A 4,782-nucleotide genomic window follows, 5' to 3' on the forward strand; every position below is an offset into this window, starting at 1 on the left:
TTAAAGATGGAGTACAGGTTGTCGAGCAATCAGACAGGAAGGCCGCCTAAGGCTGTACACCAGATTTGACAATAACTGCAATCGCGCAATTTATATGCGCTAAGCAAAATCCAAATAAACAAACCAAAACAATAATAGTTGATAAGCAACAGATGTAATAAGATAAAGCTCCTTAAAACTAACACACCCCTCTTTTTAGTCGAAGTGGATTATATGAAATCATCTTGAAATCGGCGAGTTATCTCTTATTTTATTTTGCTCATTTAAAAAATTGTCCTGTGCAAAGCCAAAATTAATAGTGGTATTTGAAACCACTTTGTTGCACCATTCACACTCAGGCCACTATGTGCATTATATTATCTCAAAGGTGAGTATATGAAGAATTTAAATCCACTTTTGACTTTTTAAAAAATGCCAATGAATATGGGAAACTTAGTTGGATTTATTTAGAATCAGTATTGCTTGCCCATTTAATTCAATTTCATGAAATTCAACTCTATAAATACAGCAATAAAATGGCCCAGGAAATAGGAAAAGAAATTTTTTGGGTGGACAGAAATGATGCGGAAATAAATGAGCCTTTCCAGCCCTAAGTGGGCTGGTGGATCATCTTAAAATAATAAAGAGAATATTAAATTGAATGAAGTGCATACCAATGATAAGGGCTTTGTCGCAAAAATATTTTTAGTCGACGGCCGGATTTATTTTGGGCGAGTTTATGCCGCCAGTCCATAGAACTGTTCAAAAATAGTTTGATTGGCCGATTGGGTATGCTGGTTTTTCCTGAGCATGTGGTGTAGTTCAATACCAGATAAGGTGGCTTCTGCAGAATGAAATGATTTAAATCCCTTCATTGGCTGGGTAATTTTTTTAATGAATCGATGGTCTTGCTCCACAATATTATTGAGGTATTTAATTTGTCTCACAGTGATCTGGACGAACAAACCACCCAACAGGGCGTTTGTGGCGCTTACGAAATGTTTCTTCCAATTGATGGGAAAAGTCTATAACCCAGCGATTAACGGTGGAGTGGTCTACTTTTAGACCACGCTCCAAAGCTAACTCTTCAATATTACGATAACTCATGGAATATGCCAGATACCATCTGACCAGCATTAAGATAATATCCTGCTTAAAATGACGCCATTTGAAACTAATCATATTAGTACCACCCTTGGTATTGATGGCACCGATTGTAAACCAGCCCTTATTTTTTTGCGACAAAGCCCTTGTTAGTTCATAAATCTTAACAAATTAGTGTCCGTTTTTCCGCAGTAAGATTAAAAAACAACTATACTAAACAAAAGAGTTAGTACTTCTGGAAAAACTTATGCCTAACAGATCCCCCATCTCTTATCCCATGAAAAAGATGCTGGAAATTAAAACCTGCAATGCCAGCTCATTTCCTAAAAATGCTGTAGACAATCTCATTACCGCTATAAATGCCTCTATAAAGCACTATAATGGAGCCCCTACGCTAGAAAAAAAACTAGACCATCTTCAAAATATAAAAACAAAACTACAAGAGTTTAATTACAAATACCCAATGACTATGTTTGAAAAAGCCACAGATTTTCGATTAGTTCAAGAAAATTTGTTTAAGGAAATCAAGTATCAATATGCAAGTCTTGGACAAACCTCTTTACTTAATACCACAACAGAGCAACCTTTGCTGAACGAAGTCATTGCGAATATGTCTCCGGAAAAAGCCAATAAATTGTTGAGCATTTTAAACAAAGGAAGAAACAGCAAGTTAGGTTCTGAATTAAAAACTTTATATGACGCCACTGATAATAGTAAGGAAGCACAAGACTTTATGGTCTTTCTTAATACCCATCAGCTCAGTTTTTTAGGAGGAGGAAACTCTCAAAACTTTAAAGTAACGCGCCTGGCTGATGGCTATGAAGCCGTACTCAAAGTAGATAATCGCCTCAATATGCCTAGAGAAGTTGAAGCCCAATTACGTCATAGTATCCCTGAGGTTTTTGCCCCTATACATACAGAACGAATGGTCTTTTATGCGGATTCTAACTCTAAAGCTATAATAGGTAGAACCCTGCAAGTAACTGAATTTTATTCTGATGGTAATTTGATAGATCAACGCCCCATTACTCTACATCAAATAGAGCAGAATACTGCAAAAATTTTTACCCAAATGTCTTCTACCTTTTTAAAAATTGAACAAGCTGGTTGTGCCTTTCCTGACGCTAAAATGACTAACTGGCTAATTGACGACAATGGTAACGTGCGCCTTGCAGATACTAAAAGCTTTCTTTTTACTAACGCCGGACAAATTACTCGTACTGATCGCAGGGAACCCTATAAATATTATGGATTAACAAGTACCCAAGGCTTTATTCCGCCTGAATTTTCTAGTGCTACTTTTGATGCCAGTAAAACCCATTCCTACCTCTTAGGAAAAAACTTATACCTCTATACTACAGGTGAAGAATATGTAGACGAAGACAACGGTGCAGATTTTGAGTTTGATTATGAGTTCTTTCAAAAGAGCCGTTTTGGCACAGATTACAGACAGCTTATTGAAGGATTAGCACAACCAGATCCTAAAAGCCGTATGCCAGTCAATGAGGCCTTAACCAGATTAACAATTATTGACCAGTTAACTACCTTGAATACATTACAAACTGGCTCCCGCGAGCACCAGAAATCAATAAAGCATTATATACAAGAAGAGCAAAAGCTACTTAGAAATGCAGACCCCAAAAAACTTGATGAACTAGCTCAGAACGTAAAACAAAGGCTAGATTATGAAACTGTTATTGCCACACTTCATTCCTTAAAATCAAACGGTCAAAAAACCAATAAAATAATAGATGAGTTTATCCAAAACAGCGCTCAGGAATTTAAAACAGCTAACTCAGATGAAAGAGAACAAATCATCCAAATTTTACGCAACGAAAGTCCCTCTATAGAACGGAGAAAAAGATATAACGTAGCGATAGACGAGCTTGATAAATTAAAGTTTGGAAATAACGACAGACAAATGACAGAATACATTGAGAAACAAGAGCAAAAATTTATAAGAGCCCTCTCTCCAGCAGCTCAAGAAAAAATCATCACAGAAATACAGGAAATGACTGAAAACTTGCAAAAAAATGCAGCAGTAGCAAAAATAAGAAGCATCGTTAATAATTTCCGAGAAGAAGCAAATCTATTTACCATAGGTATGAATGCAAAAGCCGATAGGATAGAAGGAGAAATGGCTAAAGTTCCTCTGGAAGCTCGTTGTCACTTTGTAAGCAATAAACAAACCCCAGAAGTGGATAATGTACTAAAGCAACTTGCTTCACGACGCTCACTACTCCACGATGGCAAAATACACCTTACAGATAAAGGTGACATTGATGAGAAAAAAGCAGCCCAGAGCTTTAAGGATTTTAAAAATAAATTTAAAGAACAATGTGAACAACCAGAAGAAAATATCTCGGAAGAAATACAAACCAATGAATTTAAGAGATAATAGCAATGAACGCTGATTTACCACTGACAACAAAAGGAAAACCTATGGAACCTTACCAAGCAGATTGGACTTTATTTAATACCTGGTTTGAAAAAAATTTCTCTCGTAAAATAAAAACCTCAAAACCAAATATAGGAGAAAATAGACCATTACTTAATGCACCTAATGCTAATGGGCAGCTCCCATTGCATATAGCTGCTTTAGAAGGAAATACTGCTGTTGCGAAAGTTCTACTCTATTTGGGTGCAGATTCCCAGCTAGAAAATAAACAAAAACAACATCCTTTGTTTAGCACCCTTGTGATACCCATGCAATATTCACCAGAATTCATTTCCAATAAAATTAAGTTATTTCAATTATTATTACAACAAGAAAAAAATATTGCACATCAAGATAAAAGTGGAAATACTATATTACATCAAATGGTAAGCCATACCTTTGACACAGAAGAGGAAAACAATGAATTTTCCAAATTAATGAGTCATTTTTTAGAGGTTTATCCCGACCTCGCTAACATCGCTAATAATGCCCACAGTTATCCTATACACACGGCTATTTTAAATGCCCCAGTTGAGCGCATCTGGTTATTACTGGAACTCAAAGGTTCATCAGAATTAACTGATAGCAAAGGTCAAAATGCATTACATTATGCCTGTCTCTATGGTGATAGAGAAATGATAGAGGCCTGCTGTGCTAAAACGAAAGATATCAATAAAACAGATAAGGAAGAAAGAACCCCGCTCATGTTCCTTGCACAACGAGGCCTTCTTCAGGAAATACAACATCTCATCAAATGTGGAGCTCAGACAAATTTAAGTGATCGCAATGGGCATACAGTGCTCCACTATGCCGTACAATCAGCTAGCTTAGACTTGGTAAGCTGGTTGGTTGATGAACAAAAGATAGAAGTTAATCCAGATACAAGCTCCGGGCAAACCCCCCTGGATCTCGTTGATCCGGAAAATAATAAGGAGCTGTATGATTTTTTGCTCGATAAAGGGGCTCATCCAGCAAGGTCCTCACCAACCTATCCTTAAATCTGCACCAAACGAACCGGCACTGTCAAGGCGCCGTAGGCGCTCAGGCCGACAAAGTCGGCGACTTGTCCTGTTCCGTGATACACTAAGAGCTTGTATTCTACTCCATTATAGAGGGTTTATCCAGATAGCACTGGTTTGTCCAGCGATTCCCGCTTAAATAGTATGCCAGCCTAAAAAACACAGCCGTGTTTTAAATTTAATCAAAAAAGATTCTAACATCCGTTAAACTCCCTTTTCAAACCAAAGAACATCACCCTCTTT

The 4,782-nt window shown here is 37.1% G+C and carries 2 protein-coding genes and 1 pseudogene; 2 read left to right on the plus strand and 1 reads right to left on the minus strand.

The genetic code is table 11. The features are described 5' to 3' along the window. Window positions 1-716: 716 nt before the first annotated feature. A pseudogene (locus ACQY7T_RS05755) lies at window positions 717-1,161 on the minus strand (IS6 family transposase). Window positions 1,162-1,369: 208 nt separating this feature from the next. Here ACQY7T_RS05755 and ACQY7T_RS05760 point away from each other — a divergent pair. Both ACQY7T_RS05760 and ACQY7T_RS05765 read left to right on the plus strand, forming a co-directional pair. Beyond that, window positions 1,370-3,481, plus strand: coding sequence for a hypothetical protein (locus ACQY7T_RS05760; RefSeq protein WP_428411929.1), 2,112 nt, complete (start codon window positions 1,370-1,372; stop codon window positions 3,479-3,481). Between the two features lie 5 nt (window positions 3,482-3,486). Continuing rightward, a complete protein-coding gene (locus ACQY7T_RS05765; protein ID WP_428411931.1) occupies window positions 3,487-4,518 on the plus strand; it encodes an ankyrin repeat domain-containing protein in 1,032 nt (343 codons plus the stop codon). Window positions 4,519-4,782 lie beyond the last annotated feature (264 nt).

The organism is Legionella sp., assembly GCF_965140895.1.
In the GTDB taxonomy this organism is placed as follows: domain Bacteria; phylum Pseudomonadota; class Gammaproteobacteria; order Legionellales; family Legionellaceae; genus Legionella.